The following is a 17,374-nucleotide window of genomic DNA, read 5'->3' on the forward strand; positions in this document are numbered from 1 at the left end:
AATTGTCGTGGCTAAAGAAAAATTTGATCGTTCCCTACCGCACGTAAACGTTGGCACTATCGGCCACGTTGACCACGGTAAAACCACTCTGACCGCTGCTCTGACTCGCGTCTGCTCCGAAGTTTTCGGTTCGGCTCGTGTTGACTTCGACAAGATCGACAGCGCACCAGAAGAAAAAGCTCGTGGTATCACCATCAACACCGCGCACGTTGAATACAACTCGCTGATCCGTCACTACGCTCACGTTGACTGCCCAGGTCACGCTGACTATGTGAAGAACATGATCACCGGTGCTGCCCAGATGGACGGCGCGATCCTGGTTTGCTCGGCCGCTGATGGTCCGATGCCACAAACCCGTGAGCACATCCTGCTGTCCCGTCAGGTAGGCGTTCCGTACATCGTGGTTTTCCTGAACAAGGCTGACCTGGTAGACGACGCTGAGCTGCTGGAACTGGTTGAGATGGAAGTGCGCGATCTGCTGAGCACTTACGACTTCCCAGGCGACGACACTCCGATCATCATCGGTTCTGCTCGTATGGCTCTGGACGGTCTTGACGACAACGAAATGGGCACCACTGCCGTTCGTAAACTGGTTGAGACTCTGGACAGCTACATCCCAGATCCAGTTCGTGTTATCGACAAGCCGTTCCTGATGCCAATCGAAGACGTATTCTCGATCTCCGGTCGTGGTACTGTTGTGACTGGTCGTATCGAACGCGGTATCGTTAAGGTTCAAGATCCACTGGAAATCGTTGGTCTGCGTGACACTACCGTCACCACCTGCACCGGTGTTGAAATGTTCCGTAAACTGCTCGACGAAGGTCGTGCAGGCGAGAACTGCGGCGTTCTGCTGCGTGGTACCAAGCGTGACGACGTTGAGCGTGGCCAGGTTCTGGTCAAGCCAGGTTCGGTTAAGCCGCACACTACCTTCGAAGCTGAAGTGTACGTGTTGAGCAAAGAGGAAGGCGGTCGTCACACTCCGTTCTTCAAAGGCTACCGTCCACAGTTCTACTTCCGGACCACTGACGTGACCGGTAACTGCGAACTGCCGGAAGGCGTTGAAATGGTAATGCCAGGCGACAACATCAAAATGGTTGTCACCCTGATCAAAACCATCGCAATGGAAGATGGTCTGCGTTTCGCTATCCGTGAAGGCGGTCGTACCGTCGGCGCTGGCGTCGTAGCCAAAATCATCGCTTAATAAGTGATGACTTGAAAAAGCCCCCGCTCAGCGGGGGCTTTTTTATTGAGTTGACACCCATATGGGGCGTCTATAGAATTGCGCCTCCTTTTAACGGGCGTGTTGCGCTCGCTGGGAATAGCAGCCGGAGTCTGAAATCCAATGGCAAATCAGCAAATTCGTATCAGGTTGAAGGCTTTTGACCACAAACTGATCGACCAATCCACCCAGGAAATCGTGGAAACCGCGAAACGTACTGGTGCTCAAGTGCGTGGTCCAATTCCACTGCCTACCCGTAAAGAGCGGTTCACCGTTCTGGTCTCCCCGCACGTCAACAAAGACGCGCGTGACCAGTACGAGATCCGTACTCATAAGCGCGTGCTGGACATCGTCCTGCCAACGGATAAAACCGTTGATGCACTTATGAAGCTTGATCTGGCGGCCGGTGTGGAAGTACAGATCAGCCTCGGCTAAGACTTGGGTCTTAGTCGTGTAACGCTCTGAAATGGGCGGCCATAGCGGGTGAAAGCCCCGTACACTCATGAGGTTTACAACATGACTATTGGTGTAGTCGGTCGTAAATGCGGTATGACCCGTATTTTCACCGAAGAAGGTGTCTCCATTCCGGTCACGGTCATTGAGATCGAACCGAATCGCGTCACCCAGTTTAAAACTGAAGAAACCGATGGCTATCGTGCAGTGCAAGTCACTGTCGGCGAGCGTCGTGCTTCGCGTGTGACTGCTGCTCAAGCAGGTCACTTCGCTAAAGCAAACGTTGCAGCTGGTCGTACTGTTATGGAGTTCCGTCTTGAAGACGGCGACTACCAGGCTGGCGATCTGATCAACGCTGAAATCTTCGCCGCTGGTCAACTGGTTGATGTAACCGGTCAGTCCAAGGGTAAAGGCTTCCAGGGTACGATCAAGCGTTGGAATTTCCGTGGCCAAGACAACACTCACGGTAACTCCGTTTCCCACCGCGTCCCGGGCTCTATTGGCCAGTGCCAGACTCCTGGTCGTGTATTCAAGGGCAAAAAAATGTCCGGTCATATGGGCGCTGAGCGCGTGACCGTGCAGTCCCTCGAAGTAGTGCGCGTCGACGCTGAACGCAATCTGTTGTTGGTCAAGGGTGCTGTTCCTGGCGCTACTGGCGGCAACCTGGTTGTACGTCCAGCGGCCAAGGCTCGCGGTTAAGGGGAAGCTGACATGCAATTAAACGTAAATGACGCTCAAGCGATCGAAGTTTCCGAACTGACATTTGGCGGCGAATTCAACGAGACGCTGGTTCACCAAGCAGTCGTGGCCTACATGGCCGGCGGCCGTCAAGGTAGCAAGCAGCAAAAGACCCGTTCCGACGTTCGTGGTGGCGGTAAGCGCCCTTGGCGTCAGAAAGGTACTGGCCGCGCTCGTGCCGGTACTATCCGTAGCCCAATCTGGCGTGGCGGCGGTACCACTTTCGCAGCACGTCCACAGGATCACACCCAGAAGCTCAACAAGAAGATGTATCGCGCAGCACTGCGCTCCATCCTTGCTGAACTCGTGCGTACTGATCGTCTGGTCGTGGTTCAGGACTTCGCTGTTGAAGCGCCGAAAACCAAAGATCTGCTGAACAAGCTGAACGGCATGGGCCTGACTGACGTCCTGATCGTGTCTGAAGCTGTTGATCAGAACCTGTACCTGGCTGCTCGCAACCTGCCACACGTTGATGTACGTGACGTGCAAGGTTCCGATCCAGTTAGTCTGATCGCATACGACAAGGTGTTGATCACCGTGTCGGCCGTGAAGAAATTCGAGGAGCTGCTGGGATGAACCAGGAACGCGTATTTAAAGTTCTGCTTGGCCCGCACGTTTCCGAAAAGGCTACGGTTCTGGCTGACAAGAAAGGCCAGTTCGTTTTCAAGGTTGCAACTGACGCAACCAAGCTGGAAATCAAGAAGGCCGTCGAAAGCCTGTTCAGCGTGAAAGTAGAGCGTGTTACTACCCTGAATGTTCTGGGTAAGAGCAAGCGCACTGCTCGCGGTCTGGGCAAGCGTAATGACTGGAAGAAGGCAGTTATCTCCCTTCAGCCAGGCCAAGATCTCGATTTCAGCAGCAGTGCTGAGTAAGGAAGGGGTGCATCATGGCAATCGTTAAATGCAAACCGACTTCCCCTGGCCGCCGTTTTGTGGTCAAGGTGGTCAACCAGGAGCTGCATAAAGGCGCTCCTCACGCACCGCTGCTCGAGAAGAAATCGAAGACTGGTGGTCGTAACAACAATGGTCGTATTACCACTCGTCACATCGGTGGTGGCCATAAGCAGCATTATCGTCTGGTCGACTTCCGTCGCAACGACAAAGATGGCATCGCTGCCACTGTCGAGCGTATCGAATACGATCCAAACCGTACTGCTCACATCGCTCTGCTGCTGTACGCAGATGGCGAGCGTCGCTACATCATCGCCCCTAAAGGCGTGAGTGCTGGTGACCAGCTGATCGCAGGTGCTTTGGCACCGATCAAGCCGGGCAACGCTCTGCAACTGCGCAACATTCCAGTTGGTAGCACCGTACACGGCATCGAATTGAAGCCGGGTAAAGGCGCGCAAATCGCTCGTTCCGCTGGTGCTTCGGCTCAGCTGATCGCTCGTGAAGGTGTCTACGTGACCCTGCGTCTGCGCTCTGGTGAAATGCGTAAAGTATTGGCTGAATGCCGTGCGACCCTGGGCGAAGTCTCGAACTCCGAGCACAGCCTGCGTTCGCTGGGTAAAGCTGGTGCCAAACGCTGGCGTGGCGTTCGCCCAACCGTTCGTGGTGTTGCCATGAACCCGGTTGACCACCCACACGGTGGTGGTGAAGGTCGTACCTCTGGTGGTCGTCATCCGGTATCGCCATGGGGCTTCCCGACTAAGGGCGCGAAGACTCGTGGTAATAAGCGTACCGACAAAATGATCGTCCGTCGTCGCAAGTAAATAGAGGGATACGACAGTGCCACGTTCTCTGAAAAAAGGTCCTTTTATTGATCTTCACCTACTGAAGAAGATCGAAGTGGCGGCGGAAAAGAACGATCGCAAACCGGTGAAAACCTGGTCGCGTCGTTCGATGATCCTGCCACAAATGGTCGGTCTGACCATTGCAGTGCATAACGGTCGTCAACATGTTCCAGTTCTCGTGAACGAAGACATGGTCGGCCACAAACTAGGCGAGTTTGCCGGTACCCGCACATATCGTGGGCACGTGGCAGACAAGAAAGCCAAGCGTTAAGGGGTAAGGAACGATGGAAGTAGCCGCTAAGTTGTCGGGCGCTCGAATCTCCGCCCAGAAAGCCCGCTTGGTCGCCGACCAGATCCGCGGGAAGAAGGTGGGCGAAGCGCTCAACCTGTTGGCTTTCAGCAGTAAGAAAGCCGCCGAGATCATCAAGAAAGTGCTGGAGTCGGCCGTAGCCAACGCCGAGCACAACGAAGGCGCAGACGTTGATGACCTGAAGGTCAGCACCGTTTTCGTCAACGAAGGGCGTTCGCTGAAGCGCATCATGCCTCGTGCCAAAGGCCGAGCTGATCGCATCGTCAAGCGGTCTTGCCATATCACTGTCAAGGTTGCTGACAAGTAACGGAGTCGAAGAGATGGGTCAGAAAGTACATCCCATTGGCATTCGCCTGGGAATCGTCAAGGAGCACACCTCCGTCTGGTACGCAGACGGTCGGACTTATGCGGACTACTTGTTCGCTGATCTGAAGGTGCGTGAGTATCTCCAAGACAAACTAAAAAGCGCGTCCGTGAGCCGTATCGATATCCATCGTCCTGCTCAAACTGCACGTATCACCATCCACACCGCTCGTCCAGGTATCGTTATCGGGAAGAAAGGTGAAGATGTTGAGAAACTGCGTCAGGACCTGACCAAGCAAATGGGTGTGCCTGTGCACATCAATATCGAAGAGATCCGCAAGCCGGAGCTCGACGGTATGCTGGTTGCGCAGAGCGTAGCTCAGCAGCTGGAGCGTCGCGTTATGTTCCGTCGCGCTATGAAGCGCGCAGTACAGAACGCCATGCGCATTGGTGCCAAAGGCATCAAAATCCAAGTGAGCGGTCGTCTCGGCGGTGCTGAAATCGCACGTACTGAATGGTATCGCGAAGGTCGTGTGCCACTGCACACCCTGCGTGCCGACATCGACTATGCCAACTACGAAGCTCACACCACCTACGGTGTGATCGGTGTAAAGGTTTGGATCTTCAAAGGCGAAGTAATTGGTGGTCGCCAAGAAGAACTGAAACCACAAGCACCAGCGCCTCGTAAAAAAGCTGCTAAGTAAGGGGTACGCCAAATGTTGCAACCAAAGCGTACGAAGTTCCGCAAGCAGATGACAGGCCACAACCGTGGTCTGGCTCAGCGCGGTAGCAAAGTCAGCTTCGGCGAATATGCGCTGAAGTCTGTAGCTCGTGGTCGTCTCACCGCTCGTCAGATCGAGTCAGCGCGTCGTGCACTGACCCGTCACGTTAAACGTGGCGGCAAGATCTGGATCCGTGTATTCCCGGACAAGCCTATCTCCAAAAAGCCCCTCGAAGTTCGGATGGGTAAAGGTAAGGGTAACGTGGAATATTGGGTTGCCCAGATTCAGCCAGGCAAAGTCCTGTATGAAATCGAGGGTGTTACTGAAGAGCTGGCGCGTGAGGCTTTCGCCCTGGCTGCTGCAAAGCTGCCGCTCGCCACCTCCTTTGTTAAACGGACGGTGATGTGATGAAAGCGAATGAACTTCGTGAAAAATCCGCACAGCAGCTGAACGAGCAACTGCTCGGCCTGCTGCGCGACCAGTTCAATCTGCGTATGCAGAAAGCAACTGGCCAGTTGGGGCAGTCTCATCTGCTCTCGCAAGTTAAGCGTGACATTGCTCGCGTGAAGACTGTGCTCAACCAGCAGGCAGGTAAGTGATCATGGCTGAAGCCGAAAAGACTGTCCGTACGCTGACTGGCCGTGTTGTCAGCGACAAGATGGACAAAACCATCACCGTTTTGATCGAGCGTCGCGTTAAGCACCCGATCTACGGTAAATACGTTAAGCGTTCGACTAAGCTGCACGCGCACGACGAAACCAACCAGTGCCACATCGGCGACAAAGTCACTATTCGTGAAACTCGTCCGTTGGCCAAGACCAAGTCTTGGGCCCTGGTTGATGTTCTCGAACGCGCTGTGGAAGTCTAAGGACTAGGGGTCGGAGAAATTATATGATTCAGACTCAATCCATGCTCGATGTGGCCGATAACAGCGGCGCACGCCGCGTTATGTGCATCAAGGTGCTGGGTGGCTCCCATCGTCGTTACGCTGGTATCGGTGACATCATCAAAGTTACCGTGAAGGAAGCAATTCCTCGCGGTAAAGTGAAAAAAGGCCAAGTGATGACTGCTGTTGTAGTCCGCACTCGTCACGGCGTACGCCGTGCAGATGGCTCCATTATCCGCTTTGATGGCAACGCTGCTGTTCTTCTGAACAACAAGCAAGAGCCGATCGGCACCCGTATCTTTGGGCCAGTGACCCGTGAACTTCGTACTGAGAAGTTCATGAAGATCGTCTCGCTCGCCCCAGAAGTGCTGTAAGGAGATCCGACATGCAAAAGATTCGTCGTGACGACGAGATCATCGTGATCGCCGGCAAAGACAAAGGTAAGCGCGGTAAGGTGCTGAAGGTTCTTGCTGATGACCGTCTGGTCGTTGGTGGTCTGAACCTGGTCAAGCGTCATACCAAGCCTAACCCGATGTCGGGCGTACAAGGCGGTATCGTCGAGAAAGAAGCGCCACTGCACGCTTCTAACGTCGCCATCTTCAACGGCGAAACCAACAAGGCTGACCGCGTTGGTTTCAAAGTAGAAGACGGTAAGAAAATTCGTGTCTTCAAGTCGACCCAAAAAGCGGTTGATGCTTGAACACTGCTAGGTAGAAGACCATGGCACGACTAAAAGAGATTTACCGGAAGGAAATCGCACCGAAACTTAAGGAAGAACTTAAGCTTTCGAACGTGATGGAAGTTCCGCGCGTTACCAAAATCACCCTGAACATGGGTCTGGGCGAAGCGATCGGCGACAAAAAAGTCATCGAGCACGCTGTTGCTGACCTGGAAAAGATCACCGGCCAAAAAGTCGTTGTGACCTACGCTCGTAAATCCATCGCTGGCTTTAAAGTCCGTGAAGGATGGCCGATCGGCGTCAAAGTGACTCTGCGCCGTGAGCGTATGTACGAATTCCTGGATCGTCTGCTGTCGATCTCCCTGCCTCGGGTCCGCGACTTCCGCGGCCTGAATGCCAAGTCCTTCGATGGTCGTGGTAACTACAGCATGGGCGTTAAAGAGCAGATCATCTTCCCGGAAATCGACTACGACAAGATCGATGCTCTCCGCGGTCTGGACATCACCCTGACCACCACTGCCAAGAACGATGATGAAGGCCGCGCTCTGCTGCGTGCGTTCAAATTCCCGTTCCGCAACTGATTGGAGTAGGACCATGGCCAAGATGAGCATGAAAAACCGCGAGCTGAAGCGTCAGCTCACGGTTGCCAAGTACGCCAAGAAGCGTGCAGCACTGAAAGCAATCATCGTTGATCTGAACGCAAGTCCAGAAGCGCGTTGGGAAGCTACAGTTGCTCTGCAGAAGCAGCCACGTGACGCAAGCGCTTCGCGCATGCGTAACCGCTGCCGCCTGACCGGTCGTCCACACGGCGTTTACCGCAAGTTCGGCCTCGGCCGTAACAAACTGCGTGAAGCGGCAATGCGTGGTGACGTACCAGGTCTGGTTAAAGCCAGCTGGTAAGTACGTTCGAAGTCTCGGTGGCCAGGATCGCAAGATACTGACCACCGGTGGCCTAGAATCTGGAACAAGCCCCTTTTGGGGCTTGTTTCATTTCCGGAGTGTGTCTAAAATACGCGGCTCGCCTGAGCCCGTGTGTTTTGTGCTCGGAGATTCTCGGCGACACGTAATGGCCGCAAGGCTAATTTTTTTGTATTAGGAGCGTCTAGCCATGAGTATGCAGGACCCGTTAGCGGACATGCTAACTCGTATCCGTAATGCCCAGATGGCTGAAAAGTCCGTCGTAAGCATGCCATCTTCCACGTTGAAGGTTGCTGTTGCCAAAGTCCTGAAAGACGAAGGCTACATTGCGGGTTATCAGATCAGCAGCGAAATCAAACCACTGCTGTCCATCGAGCTGAAGTACTTCGAAGGCCGTCCGGTCATCGAAGAAGTGAAGCGCGTTAGCCGTCCAGGCCTGCGTCAGTACAAGTCCGTTGATGATCTGCCAAAAGTTCGTGGCGGTCTCGGTGTGTCTATCGTCTCCACCAACAAAGGTGTGATGACGGATCGTGCTGCGCGCGCTGCCGGTGTCGGCGGCGAAGTTCTTTGCACTGTGTTCTAAGGGGGGATAAGCATGTCACGCGTCGCTAAGAACCCCGTTAAGCTGCCAGCCGGTGTCGAAGTAAAATTCGCAGGCCAACAGCTTTCGGTGAAGGGTGCCAAGGGCACTCTGGAACTGAACATCCATTCGTCCGTTGAGATCGTTGAAGAAGCTGGTGAGCTGCGTTTCGCTGCTCGCAATGGCGATCAACAAACTCGCGCAATGGCCGGTACCACTCGTGCGTTGGTAAACAACATGGTCCAAGGCGTAAGCCAAGGCTTCGAGCGCAAGCTCCAGCTGGTCGGTGTTGGTTACAAAGCGCAAGCAAAAGGCACGGTTCTGAACCTGGCCCTTGGCTTCTCGCACCCAGTGGATTACGAACTGCCGGAAGGCATCACCGCTGAGACCCCTAGCCAAACCGATATCCTGATCAAGGGTATTGATAAGCAGCTGGTAGGTCAGGTGGCCGCTGAGATCCGCGACTTCCGTCCACCAGAGCCGTACAAAGGCAAAGGTGTGCGCTACGCGGACGAAGTCGTCCGTCGTAAAGAAGCCAAGAAGAAGTAGGGCATAGCAAATGACCGACAAAAAAGTTACTCGACTGCGTCGCGCTCGCAAAGCACGCCTGAAAATGCACGAACTCGAAGTCGTGCGTCTCTGCGTGTTCCGCTCGTCGCAGCACATCTACGCCCAGGTCATCTCGGCCGACGGCAACAAAGTCCTGGCAAGCGCCTCGACTTTGGATAAAGAACTGCGTGATGGTGCCACTGGCAACATCGACGCGGCCACTAAGGTTGGCCAGCTGGTCGCTACGCGTGCTAAGGCCGCCGGCGTCTCGCAAGTGGCTTTCGACCGCTCTGGCTTCAAGTACCACGGCCGCGTGAAAGCGCTGGCTGATGCTGCTCGTGAAGCTGGGCTGGAGTTCTAAGTTATGTCAAATAACGACCAAAAGCGCGACGAAGGCTACATTGAGAAGCTGGTTCAAGTTAACCGCGTAGCCAAAACCGTTAAAGGCGGCCGTATCTTCACTTTCACCGCGTTGACCGTGGTAGGTGATGGTAAAGGGCGCGTTGGCTTCGGCCGTGGCAAGTCACGTGAAGTGCCTGCTGCGATCCAGAAGGCAATGGAAGCTGCTCGTCGCAACATGATCCAAGTTGATCTGAACGGCACTACTCTGCAGTACGCAATGAAGTCCGCTCACGGCGCTTCGAAGGTGTACATGCAGCCTGCCTCTGAAGGTACCGGTATCATCGCTGGCGGCGCTATGCGTGCTGTCCTCGAAGTTGCTGGCGTTCAGAACGTTCTGGCCAAGTGCTACGGCTCGACTAACCCGGTAAACGTGGTTCACGCCACTTTCAAGGGTTTGAAAGCAATGCAGTCTCCTGAATCCATTGCCGCCAAGCGTGGCAAAAGCGTCAAGGAGATCTTCTGATCATGGCTACCGTTAAAGTAACGCTGATCAAAAGCATGACCGGCCGCATCCCTAACCACAAATTGTGCGTTAAGGGTTTGGGTCTGCGTCGCATCGGTCACACTGTAGAAGTACTTGATACTCCCGAGAATCGCGGGATGATCAACAAGGCTTACTACATGCTGCGTGTCGAGGGTTAATTCGATGAAACTCAATGATCTGAGTCCAGCGCCGGGTTCCCGTCGCGAAAAGCATCGTCCGGGCCGTGGTATCGGTAGTGGTTTGGGCAAGACCGGTGGCCGTGGCCACAAAGGTCAGTCCTCCCGCTCCGGTGGCACCATCGCTCCAGGCTTTGAAGGCGGTCAACAGCCGCTGCATCGTCGCCTGCCGAAGTTCGGTTTCGTTTCCCTGAAAGCCATGGACCGCGCAGAAGTGCGTCTGTCCGAGCTGGCCAAAGTGGAAGGCGACATCGTTACCGTGCAGACCCTGAAAGATGCCAACGTGATCAACGTCAACGTACAGCGTGTGAAAATCATGCTGTCCGGTGAAGTGACTCGCGCTGTCACTATCGGCAAGGGAATCGGCGCCACCAAAGGTGCGCGTTCGGCTATCGAAGCAGCTGGCGGCAAGTTCGAGGAATAAATGGCTAAGCAAGGTGCTCTCTCAGCGCTCGGCAAAGGCGGTATGTCTGAACTTTGGGCTCGTCTGCGTTTTCTGTTCCTGGCGATTATCGTCTACCGAATAGGCGCACACATCCCGGTTCCAGGTATCAACCCGGACCGACTCGCAGACCTGTTTCGACAGAATGAGGGGACCATTCTTAGCTTGTTCAACATGTTTTCCGGCGGCGCGCTGGAACGGATGAGCATCTTTGCACTGGGGATCATGCCGTACATCTCGGCATCGATCATCATGCAACTGATGACCGCCGTCAGTCCGCAGTTGGAGCAGTTGAAGAAGGAAGGTGAAGCTGGCCGTCGCAAGATAAGCCAGTACACCCGCTACGGCACTGTCATCCTCGCCCTGGTCCAGGCTATCGGCATGTCCGTTGGCCTGGCCGGGCAGGGTGTTGCGTTCACTGGTGACTTTGGCTTCCATTTCGTCGCGGTATCCACATTTGTGGCTGGTGCGATGTTCATGATGTGGCTGGGTGAGCAGATTACTGAGCGTGGTGTTGGTAACGGTATCTCGATGTTGATTTTCGCAGGTATCGTTGCCGGTCTTCCGAGAGCGATTGGGCAGTCTTTCGAGTCTGCACGTCAGGGTGATATCAATATCTTCGCCCTGGTTGCCATCGGTTTGTTGGCAGTAGCGATTATCGGTTTTGTGGTGTTCATTGAGCGTGGCCAGCGTCGTATTGCTGTTCACTACGCCAAGCGTCAGCAGGGCCGCAAGGTCTTTGCCGCGCAGACCAGCCACCTGCCGCTGAAAGTGAACATGGCCGGGGTTATTCCTGCCATTTTCGCGAGCAGCATTTTGCTGTTTCCGGCTTCGTTGGGTGCCTGGTTCGGTCAGTCTGAAGGTATGGGCTGGTTGCAGGACATCTCGCAGTCGATCGCTCCTGGTCAGCCGTTGAATATTCTGCTGTTTAGTGCAGGGATTATTTTCTTCTGCTTCTTCTATACGGCGTTGATGTTCAATCCGAAAGACGTAGCGGAAAACCTGAAGAAGTCCGGTGCCTTTATTCCGGGTATTCGTCCAGGTGAGCAGTCTGCGCGCTACATTGATGGCGTTCTGACTCGCTTGACCATGTTCGGTGCTCTATATATGACGGCCGTCTGCCTGTTGCCCCAGTTCCTGGTGGTTGCAGCAAACGTTCCGTTCTACCTTGGCGGGACCTCGTTGCTGATCGTCGTCGTGGTTGTGATGGACTTCATGTCCCAAGTACAATCGCACCTCGTTTCGCACCAGTACGAATCCCTGATGAAGAAAGCCAACCTGAAGGGTTACGGCAGCGGCATGTTGCGCTGAGTACCCATAAGGTTCGAGGAGTTGGTGATGAAAGTTCGTGCATCGGTGAAAAAGCTGTGCCGTAACTGCAAGATTATTCGCCGCGAAGGTGTTGTTCGAGTAATTTGCAGCGCGGAACCGCGTCACAAACAGCGCCAAGGCTGAGTGTGATCCGCTTGAAGCCCGGCAGCTAGTGCGCTGCCGGGTTGATTATTTGTTATTACAGCGATATTATCTCGCGCCCTATTTCTTGGCTTCCGGGGCGTAGGTAGCTGTCAATTGGAGTCCCACTGAATGGCCCGTATTGCAGGCGTTAACATTCCAGATAACAAGCACACTGTTATCTCGCTGACCTACATCTATGGTGTTGGTCGCACTACTGCGCAGAAAATTTGCGCAGATACTGGGGTAAACCCAGCCGCAAAGATCAAGGATCTGAGCGACGAGCAGATTGAGCTGTTGCGTGGCGAAGTGGCGAAGTTCACCACTGAAGGTGACCTGCGTCGCGAAATCAACATGAAAATCAAGCGTTTGATGGACCTCGGTTGCTACCGTGGTCTGCGTCATCGTCGTGGTCTTCCAGTACGCGGTCAGCGTACCAAGACTAACGCGCGTACCCGTAAAGGTCCGCGTAAGCCGATCCGCAAGTAATCGCCCACGCGAATCGACAGGAAATTAATCATGGCAAAACCTGCTGCTCGTCCTCGTAAAAAAGTTAAAAAGACAGTGGTTGATGGCATCGCCCACATCCATGCATCTTTTAACAACACAATCGTGACCATCACCGACCGTCAAGGTAACGCGCTTTCTTGGGCTACCTCCGGTGGTTCGGGTTTCCGCGGTTCCCGCAAGTCCACCCCGTTTGCTGCTCAAGTAGCTGCTGAACGTGCTGGTCAAGCTGCGCTGGAATATGGCCTGAAAAACCTCGACGTCAACGTCAAAGGTCCAGGTCCAGGTCGTGAGTCTGCTGTCCGTGCATTGAACGGCTGTGGCTATAAGATCGCCAGCATCACCGACGTGACGCCAATCCCGCACAACGGGTGCCGTCCGCCGAAGAAGCGCCGCGTGTAATCCAGGAGATTGTAAAGAATGGCTCGTTACATTGGTCCAAAATGCAAACTCGCTCGTCGTGAAGGCACCGATCTCTTTCTGAAGAGCGGCGTGCGCGCGATCGAATCGAAGTGCAACATTGAAGCAGCACCTGGTATCCACGGCCAACGCCGCGGTCGCCAGTCCGACTACGGCACCCAACTGCGTGAAAAGCAGAAGGTCCGTCGTATCTACGGCGTTCTCGAGCGTCAGTTCAGCGGCTACTACAAAGAAGCTGCTGGCAAGAAAGGTGCAACCGGTGAAAACCTGCTGCAACTGCTCGAATGCCGTCTGGACAACGTTGTATACCGTATGGGCTTTGGTTCGACTCGTGCCGAATCCCGTCAGCTGGTATCGCACAAATCCGTCAGCGTAAACGGCCAAACCGTTAACGTCCCGTCGTACCAGGTTCGTGCTGGTGACGTGGTCGCGATTCGCGAGAAAGCAAAAAATCAACTTCGCATTGTCCAAGCTCTCGATCTGTGTGCCCAACGTGGCCGCGTAGAATGGGTAGAAGTAGACACTGAGAAGAAGTCGGGCGTTTTCAAGAACGTTCCTGCTCGCAGTGATCTGTCCGCCGACATCAACGAAAGCCTGATTGTCGAGCTCTACTCCAAGTAAGGGCTAGAAAATAGGTGCATCCATGCAGATTTCGGTAAATGAGTTCCTGACACCCCGTCACATTGATGTGCAGGTTGTCAGTCCAACCCGCGCCAAGATCACTCTCGAGCCTCTCGAGCGTGGTTTTGGCCACACCCTGGGCAACGCGCTGCGCCGCATCCTGTTGTCCTCAATGCCCGGCTGTGCAGTAGTCGAGGCCGAGATTGACGGTGTGCTCCACGAGTACAGCGCCATCGAAGGTGTACAGGAAGACGTAATTGAAATCCTGTTGAACCTTAAAGGTCTGGCTATCAAGCTGCACGGCCGTGACGAAGTTACGCTGACCTTGTCGAAGAAGGGTTCGGGGGTGGTTACCGCTGCCGATATTCAGCTGGATCATGATGTCGAGATCGTTAATCCCGATCACGTAATCGCTAACCTGGCGTCTAACGGCGCCCTGAACATGAAGCTCACCGTAGCTCGTGGTCGTGGTTATGAACCGGCCGACTCGCGTCAGAGCGATGAAGACGAAAGCCGCAGCATTGGTCGCTTGCAGCTCGACTCTTCGTTCAGCCCGGTTCGCCGTATCGCATACGTGGTGGAAAACGCCCGTGTCGAACAGCGTACTAACCTGGACAAGCTGGTTATTGATCTGGAAACCAACGGTACTCTGGATCCTGAAGAGGCTATCCGCCGCGCTGCAACCATTCTGCAACAGCAGTTGGCTGCGTTCGTCGACCTCAAGGGTGACAGCGAACCAGTGGTAATCGAGCAGGAAGACGAGATCGATCCGATCCTGCTTCGCCCGGTTGACGATCTGGAACTGACTGTACGTTCGGCTAACTGCCTTAAGGCGGAAAACATTTACTACATCGGTGATCTGATTCAGCGCACCGAAGTAGAACTGTTGAAGACTCCGAACCTGGGCAAGAAATCCTTGACTGAAATCAAGGACGTTCTGGCCTCCCGCGGTCTGTCCCTCGGCATGCGCCTCGACAACTGGCCGCCTGCAAGTCTTAAGAAGGACGACAAGGCGACTGCCTGATCGTCGTAATCACCGAACGTGAGTTTGGTAAGGAATGAACCATGCGTCATCGTAAAAGTGGTCGTCACCTGAGCCGTACCAGCTCGCACCGTAAGGCTATGTTCCAGAACATGGCGGTGTCGCTGTTCGAGCACGAGCTGATCAAAACTACACTGCCGAAAGCTAAAGAACTGCGTCGCGTTGCTGAGCCGCTGATTACTTTGGCCAAGACAGACAGCCTGGCTAACCGCCGTCTGGCTTTCGACCGTACTCGTTCGAAAGCTATCGTTGGTAAGCTCTTCAACGACCTGGGCAAGCGTTACGCTACCCGTGAGGGTGGCTACCTGCGCATCCTCAAGTGCGGTTTCCGCGCTGGTGACAACGCGCCTATGGCGTACGTTGAGCTGATCGATCGTCCAGTTGGCGGTGAAGCTGTATCCGCTGAGTAAGACGTCAGTCTGTAACGAAGAACCGGGCCTAGTGCCCGGTTTTTTGTGCGCGTTGAAAACTGGAATTACCTCGAGCGAATACACGTTCAGCCCGTGCAGCTACTTCTGATATCCGTTCGGATGGATCGTTAGTTAATTTCTATCGGTGGGTATGATTTAATAAATTTGATGGTGTCATCTTCCTGATCAATAATCGCTCCAAGCCGATTAGCCGGCAGTTCCAAGACTGACCTGAGGAAGATTGAGCATGAGCCAGAATAAAACCCTTACTACCGCCAGCGGCGCACCTGTCGCGGATAACCAGAATTCCCGTTCCGCCGGCCCACGCGGCCCGCTGCTGCTCGACGACTTTCACCTGATCGAGAAGCTCGCTCACTTCAACCGTGAAAACATTCCTGAGCGTCGTGTACACGCCAAAGGCTCGGGCGCTTACGGTACCTTCACCGTCACTCAAGACATCACGCAGTACACCAGCGCCAAGCTCTTCGATTCTGTGGGCAAGCAAACTCCGACTTTCCTGCGCTTCTCCACGGTGGGTGGCGAGCGTGGTTCGGCTGATACTGAGCGCGACCCGCGTGGTTTCGCGTTGAAGTTCTACACCGAAGAAGGCAACTGGGACATCGTTGGTAACAACACCCCGGTGTTCTTCATCCGCGACCCGCTGAAGTTTCCCGACTTTATCCACACCCAAAAGCGCCTGCCGCAAAGCAACCTGAAAAGTGCACAGATGATGTGGGACTTCTGGTCGCACTCCCCTGAGGCGCTGCACCAGGTCACCATCCTGTTTTCGGACCGTGGCATCCCGGACGGCTACCGTCACATGCACGGCTTCGGCAGTCACACCTACAGCTTGATTAACGCCAAAGGCGAGCGTCACTGGGTGAAGTGGCACTACAAGACCAAGCAAGGTATCAAGAACCTGGCGCCGGCTGACGCTGCACGCCTGGCGGGTACCGACCCTGATTACGCTCAGCGCGATCTGTTCGGTGCTATTGAGCGTGGTGACTTCCCGAAATGGCGCGTGTGCATTCAGATCATGACTGAGGCCCAGGCCAACGCTCACTACGAAAACCCGTTCGACGTGACCAAGACCTGGTCGCAGAAAGAGTTCCCGCTGATCGAAGTGGGTGAGCTGGAACTGAACCGCAACCCGCTGAACTACTTCGCTGAAGTTGAACAGGCGGCTTTCGGTCCAAGCAACATGGTCCCGGGTGTTGGCCTGTCGCCAGACCGCATGCTGCAAGGGCGCGTGTTCGCTTACGCCGATGCCCATCGCTACCGCGTAGGTACCAATCACCAGCAACTGCCGGTGAATGCGCCACGCAGCCCAGTCAACAGCTACCAGCGTGATGGTTCGATGGCATTCGGCTCCAATGGTGGTGCGGCCCCCAATTACGAGCCAAACAGCTACGCCGATGCGCCGAAGCAGGCTCCTCAGTATGCCGAGCCAGCCTTGGCCCTGAGCGGTGCGGCTGATCGTTACGATCACCGCGAAGATACCGACTACTACAGCCATGCCGGTGCGCTGTTCCGCCTGATGAACGATGAGCAGAAAGCCCTGCTGATCAACAATATCGCCGGCGCAATGGCGGGTGTTTCCAGCGACGTGGTGCAGCGCCAGTTGCAGTACTTCTTCAAGGCCGACCCGGCTTATGGAGAAGGGATCGCATCTGCACTGGGTGTATCGCTTAACTGACTCTAAACGATAAGCAGAACCGCCCTCATTTGGGCGGTTTTTGCGTTATTTAAGCTACTTTTCACCGGAAATCTTCACTTTTCTGCCGTTGGTCCCGTGACCTCCGGGTCATCATGGTTCAAACTACAGGCTTTCAAGCAGGGAGATGTAGGGCGATGCAAGGTCACCCCGACGTAATCGATTACCTCAACACGTTGCTGACGGGCGAACTGGCAGCTCGTGACCAATATTTCATTCACTCGCGGATGTACGAAGACTGGGGCTTTACCGAGCTCTACGAGCGTATCAACCATGAAATGGAAGAAGAGGCACAGCACGCCGACGCACTGATGCGCCGTATCCTGATGCTCGAAGGCACGCCCCGTATGCGTCCCGACGACCTGGATACCGGCACCACGGTGCCTGAGATGCTCGCCAGCGACTTGCGCCTTGAGTACAAGGTCCGTGCCGCGCTCTGCAAGGGCATTGAGCTCTGCGAGCAGCACAACGACTACGTCACGCGGGAAATCCTGCGGGTGCAGTTGAATGACACCGAAGAAGATCACACCTACTGGCTGGAAAAGCAGTTGGGCCTGATCAAGCTGATTGGCCTGGAGAATTACCTGCAATCGCAGTTCTGATTCCTCCAGCTAC

At 54.7% G+C, this 17,374-nt stretch carries 31 protein-coding genes; all 31 read left to right on the forward strand.

Annotation, left to right across the window (positions count from 1 at the left end; all coding sequences use genetic code 11):
* Nucleotides 1–7 precede the first annotated feature (7 nt).
* The 31 genes from tuf to bfr all read left to right on the forward strand — a co-directional run bounded on the left by tuf (nucleotide 8) and on the right by bfr (nucleotide 17,361).
* Entirely contained in the window at nucleotides 8–1,201 is a 1,194-nt protein-coding gene (gene tuf, locus HX873_RS07615) for an elongation factor Tu (RefSeq protein ID WP_003210085.1), read from the forward strand.
* A 141-nt stretch (nucleotides 1,202–1,342) separates the two neighbouring features.
* Nucleotides 1,343–1,654 (forward strand): 30S ribosomal protein S10, encoded by a 312-nt coding sequence (rpsJ, locus tag HX873_RS07620; RefSeq protein WP_003210084.1) that lies wholly within the window; start codon nucleotides 1,343–1,345, stop codon nucleotides 1,652–1,654.
* 81 nt (nucleotides 1,655–1,735) lie between these two features.
* Nucleotides 1,736–2,371 carry a 50S ribosomal protein L3 gene (gene rplC, locus HX873_RS07625; RefSeq protein WP_003194649.1) on the forward strand — a complete coding sequence of 212 codons (636 nt, stop codon included), beginning with the start codon at nucleotides 1,736–1,738 and terminating at the stop codon, nucleotides 2,369–2,371.
* A gap of 12 nt (nucleotides 2,372–2,383) precedes the next feature.
* Nucleotides 2,384–2,986, forward strand: a complete 603-nt coding sequence (rplD, locus tag HX873_RS07630) for a 50S ribosomal protein L4 (protein ID WP_003210082.1) — start codon at nucleotides 2,384–2,386, stop codon at nucleotides 2,984–2,986.
* A complete protein-coding gene (gene rplW, locus HX873_RS07635; RefSeq protein ID WP_002555488.1) occupies nucleotides 2,983–3,282 on the forward strand; it encodes a 50S ribosomal protein L23 in 300 nt (99 codons plus the stop codon). The genes rplD and rplW overlap by 4 nt, the downstream gene beginning before the upstream one ends.
* A 14-nt stretch (nucleotides 3,283–3,296) precedes the next feature.
* Complete coding sequence (gene rplB, locus HX873_RS07640) at nucleotides 3,297–4,121, forward strand: 50S ribosomal protein L2 (RefSeq protein WP_003210080.1); 825 nt, start codon at nucleotides 3,297–3,299, stop codon at nucleotides 4,119–4,121.
* Between the two features lie 16 nt (nucleotides 4,122–4,137).
* The gene (gene rpsS / locus HX873_RS07645) at nucleotides 4,138–4,413 is read left to right on the forward strand and encodes a 30S ribosomal protein S19 (protein WP_002555486.1); all 276 of its coding nucleotides are present in this window, start codon (nucleotides 4,138–4,140) and stop codon (nucleotides 4,411–4,413) included.
* Between the two features lie 13 nt (nucleotides 4,414–4,426).
* Nucleotides 4,427–4,759, forward strand: coding sequence for a 50S ribosomal protein L22 (gene rplV, locus HX873_RS07650; protein WP_003210077.1), 333 nt, complete (start codon nucleotides 4,427–4,429; stop codon nucleotides 4,757–4,759).
* Nucleotides 4,760–4,772: 13 nt separating this feature from the next.
* Nucleotides 4,773–5,459 carry a 30S ribosomal protein S3 gene (gene rpsC, locus HX873_RS07655; RefSeq protein WP_003176422.1) on the forward strand — a complete coding sequence of 229 codons (687 nt, stop codon included), beginning with the start codon at nucleotides 4,773–4,775 and terminating at the stop codon, nucleotides 5,457–5,459.
* A gap of 12 nt (nucleotides 5,460–5,471) precedes the next feature.
* Nucleotides 5,472–5,885, forward strand: a complete 414-nt coding sequence (gene rplP / locus HX873_RS07660) for a 50S ribosomal protein L16 (protein ID WP_003210075.1) — start codon at nucleotides 5,472–5,474, stop codon at nucleotides 5,883–5,885.
* Nucleotides 5,885–6,076, forward strand: coding sequence for a 50S ribosomal protein L29 (gene rpmC / locus HX873_RS07665; protein WP_002555481.1), 192 nt, complete (start codon nucleotides 5,885–5,887; stop codon nucleotides 6,074–6,076). The genes rplP and rpmC overlap by 1 nt, the downstream gene beginning before the upstream one ends.
* 2 nt (nucleotides 6,077–6,078) lie before the next feature.
* Nucleotides 6,079–6,345, forward strand: a complete 267-nt coding sequence (gene rpsQ, locus HX873_RS07670) for a 30S ribosomal protein S17 (protein ID WP_003176419.1) — start codon at nucleotides 6,079–6,081, stop codon at nucleotides 6,343–6,345.
* A gap of 23 nt (nucleotides 6,346–6,368) precedes the next feature.
* Nucleotides 6,369–6,737, forward strand: a complete 369-nt coding sequence (gene rplN / locus HX873_RS07675; protein WP_002555479.1) for a 50S ribosomal protein L14 — start codon at nucleotides 6,369–6,371, stop codon at nucleotides 6,735–6,737.
* 11 nt (nucleotides 6,738–6,748) lie between these two features.
* A complete protein-coding gene (gene rplX / locus HX873_RS07680; protein WP_007896770.1) occupies nucleotides 6,749–7,063 on the forward strand; it encodes a 50S ribosomal protein L24 in 315 nt (104 codons plus the stop codon).
* A gap of 20 nt (nucleotides 7,064–7,083) precedes the next feature.
* Entirely contained in the window at nucleotides 7,084–7,623 is a 540-nt protein-coding gene (gene rplE, locus HX873_RS07685) for a 50S ribosomal protein L5 (protein WP_003210069.1), read from the forward strand.
* Between the two features lie 13 nt (nucleotides 7,624–7,636).
* Nucleotides 7,637–7,942: a 30S ribosomal protein S14 gene (rpsN, locus tag HX873_RS07690; RefSeq protein ID WP_003176414.1), complete on the forward strand. Its 306-nt coding sequence runs from the start codon at nucleotides 7,637–7,639 to the stop codon at nucleotides 7,940–7,942.
* Nucleotides 7,943–8,150: 208 nt separating this feature from the next.
* Nucleotides 8,151–8,543 carry a 30S ribosomal protein S8 gene (rpsH, locus tag HX873_RS07695; RefSeq protein ID WP_003186040.1) on the forward strand — a complete coding sequence of 131 codons (393 nt, stop codon included), beginning with the start codon at nucleotides 8,151–8,153 and terminating at the stop codon, nucleotides 8,541–8,543.
* A 12-nt stretch (nucleotides 8,544–8,555) separates the two neighbouring features.
* Nucleotides 8,556–9,089 carry a 50S ribosomal protein L6 gene (gene rplF, locus HX873_RS07700; protein ID WP_003176412.1) on the forward strand — a complete coding sequence of 178 codons (534 nt, stop codon included), beginning with the start codon at nucleotides 8,556–8,558 and terminating at the stop codon, nucleotides 9,087–9,089.
* Between the two features lie 10 nt (nucleotides 9,090–9,099).
* The gene (rplR, locus tag HX873_RS07705; protein WP_003186037.1) at nucleotides 9,100–9,450 is read left to right on the forward strand and encodes a 50S ribosomal protein L18; all 351 of its coding nucleotides are present in this window, start codon (nucleotides 9,100–9,102) and stop codon (nucleotides 9,448–9,450) included.
* 3 nt (nucleotides 9,451–9,453) lie between these two features.
* On the forward strand, nucleotides 9,454–9,954 hold the full coding sequence (rpsE, locus tag HX873_RS07710) for a 30S ribosomal protein S5 (protein ID WP_003186035.1): 501 nt from the start codon (nucleotides 9,454–9,456) through the stop codon (nucleotides 9,952–9,954).
* A 2-nt stretch (nucleotides 9,955–9,956) separates the two neighbouring features.
* Nucleotides 9,957–10,133 carry a 50S ribosomal protein L30 gene (gene rpmD / locus HX873_RS07715; protein ID WP_003186033.1) on the forward strand — a complete coding sequence of 59 codons (177 nt, stop codon included), beginning with the start codon at nucleotides 9,957–9,959 and terminating at the stop codon, nucleotides 10,131–10,133.
* Between the two features lie 4 nt (nucleotides 10,134–10,137).
* The gene (gene rplO / locus HX873_RS07720; protein ID WP_003210066.1) at nucleotides 10,138–10,575 is read left to right on the forward strand and encodes a 50S ribosomal protein L15; all 438 of its coding nucleotides are present in this window, start codon (nucleotides 10,138–10,140) and stop codon (nucleotides 10,573–10,575) included.
* Nucleotides 10,576–11,904 carry a preprotein translocase subunit SecY gene (gene secY, locus HX873_RS07725; RefSeq protein ID WP_003210064.1) on the forward strand — a complete coding sequence of 443 codons (1,329 nt, stop codon included), beginning with the start codon at nucleotides 10,576–10,578 and terminating at the stop codon, nucleotides 11,902–11,904. It begins immediately after the preceding gene.
* A gap of 27 nt (nucleotides 11,905–11,931) precedes the next feature.
* Nucleotides 11,932–12,048: a 50S ribosomal protein L36 gene (rpmJ, locus tag HX873_RS07730; protein ID WP_002555468.1), complete on the forward strand. Its 117-nt coding sequence runs from the start codon at nucleotides 11,932–11,934 to the stop codon at nucleotides 12,046–12,048.
* Nucleotides 12,049–12,177: 129 nt separating this feature from the next.
* Nucleotides 12,178–12,534 carry a 30S ribosomal protein S13 gene (rpsM, locus tag HX873_RS07735; protein WP_003210063.1) on the forward strand — a complete coding sequence of 119 codons (357 nt, stop codon included), beginning with the start codon at nucleotides 12,178–12,180 and terminating at the stop codon, nucleotides 12,532–12,534.
* A 30-nt stretch (nucleotides 12,535–12,564) separates the two neighbouring features.
* Entirely contained in the window at nucleotides 12,565–12,954 is a 390-nt protein-coding gene (gene rpsK, locus HX873_RS07740) for a 30S ribosomal protein S11 (RefSeq protein ID WP_002555466.1), read from the forward strand.
* 18 nt (nucleotides 12,955–12,972) lie between these two features.
* On the forward strand, nucleotides 12,973–13,593 hold the full coding sequence (gene rpsD / locus HX873_RS07745; RefSeq protein ID WP_003210056.1) for a 30S ribosomal protein S4: 621 nt from the start codon (nucleotides 12,973–12,975) through the stop codon (nucleotides 13,591–13,593).
* A gap of 22 nt (nucleotides 13,594–13,615) precedes the next feature.
* On the forward strand, nucleotides 13,616–14,617 hold the full coding sequence (rpoA, locus tag HX873_RS07750; RefSeq protein WP_003176403.1) for a DNA-directed RNA polymerase subunit alpha: 1,002 nt from the start codon (nucleotides 13,616–13,618) through the stop codon (nucleotides 14,615–14,617).
* 41 nt (nucleotides 14,618–14,658) lie between these two features.
* Nucleotides 14,659–15,045, forward strand: a complete 387-nt coding sequence (gene rplQ, locus HX873_RS07755) for a 50S ribosomal protein L17 (RefSeq protein WP_003210053.1) — start codon at nucleotides 14,659–14,661, stop codon at nucleotides 15,043–15,045.
* 247 nt (nucleotides 15,046–15,292) lie between these two features.
* Nucleotides 15,293–16,741, forward strand: coding sequence for a catalase (locus HX873_RS07760; protein ID WP_008436430.1), 1,449 nt, complete (start codon nucleotides 15,293–15,295; stop codon nucleotides 16,739–16,741).
* Between the two features lie 155 nt (nucleotides 16,742–16,896).
* The gene (gene bfr, locus HX873_RS07765; RefSeq protein ID WP_003210048.1) at nucleotides 16,897–17,361 is read left to right on the forward strand and encodes a bacterioferritin; all 465 of its coding nucleotides are present in this window, start codon (nucleotides 16,897–16,899) and stop codon (nucleotides 17,359–17,361) included.
* Nucleotides 17,362–17,374 lie beyond the last annotated feature (13 nt).

The sequence above is a fragment of the Pseudomonas sp. P7758 genome, assembly GCF_013386485.1.
Classification (GTDB): Bacteria; Pseudomonadota; Gammaproteobacteria; order Pseudomonadales; family Pseudomonadaceae; genus Aquipseudomonas.